The 1,009-nt window shown below is 49.2% G+C and carries 1 protein-coding gene; it reads left to right on the top strand.

Going from position 1 to position 1,009, the window contains the following annotated elements:
* Window positions 1-109: 109 nt before the first annotated feature.
* Window positions 110-1,009 (top strand): IS5 family transposase (locus MCUTH_RS10835; RefSeq protein WP_066958191.1); only part of this gene is annotated, 900 nt, incomplete at its 3' end.

The following is a 1,009-nucleotide window of genomic DNA, read 5'->3' on the forward strand; positions in this document are numbered from 1 at the left end:
GGCTCTGTTGAAACCCTCTAGTCGAGGGTCGGCTCCATCTGAGGGGAAAGATCTATAAAACCGTTGCTCCTTGTGTTAATGACGAAACCAACAACAAGGAGCAGAGTTAGTGTCGACGAATGGCTATATCAACCTTACTAAAGCGATCCTCACCACCGTACGATCTTCACATTTACCGCTCTATTCCTGTAAATACTCCCGGAAAACGTATACTCAGCACCAACTTATGACAATCCTGCTCGTGCGTGAGGTTCTGGGCACCAATTATCGGGACACAGTGGATCTCGTTGAACTGCTGGAACCGATCAGAGACCTGCTTCAGCTCGAGCGGGTACCCCACTATTCGACCATCCACAAGTTCATGACCCGGATTCCCTCCGTAATCTTCACGAGAATGCTCAAGAAGACCCTTTTACTTTTTTATTCAACAGGAGATATAATCCCCCTAACGGCCATCGATGCTTCAGGGTTCACCAGCGCGTATGCCAGTCACTACTACTCCTGGAGAACGGGTAAAACACGAAAGAACTTCCTGAAAACCTCGATTGCTGTGGACACCCACAAGCAGGTGATCTTGTGTGTCAAAATCTCCCAACACCCCGTACACGATGTCAATCATGCCGTACCACTGTTGAGACAGTGCCAACGGGTCAGAAAAACTGCATGCTATGTCATGGATAAAGGATACGATGCGGAGACCTTGCATCGCCAGATTCGGGAAGAACTGGGTGCCGATTCGGTCATCCCGGTCAGAACCTGGCAGGGAAGGATCCGATCCGGGACCTATCGCCAGGAAATGTACGCCAACTTCGACGATGAACGATATCGGGAGCGAAACAAGGTCGAAACAGCCTTCTCCGTGCTCAAAAGAAGATTCGGCGAGGAACTAAAGGCACGAAAATACTGGTACCAGGTCAAAGAGATCAAGATCAAAGTGATCCTCCATAACCTAACGAAGGCAGTACAAACAGTCGTGATTGTCGTTGTCTGGAAGGAATTCAACAGAGCC

The sequence above is a fragment of the Methanoculleus thermophilus genome (assembly GCF_001571405.1).
Lineage (GTDB): Archaea > Halobacteriota > Methanomicrobia > Methanomicrobiales > Methanoculleaceae > Methanoculleus > Methanoculleus thermophilus.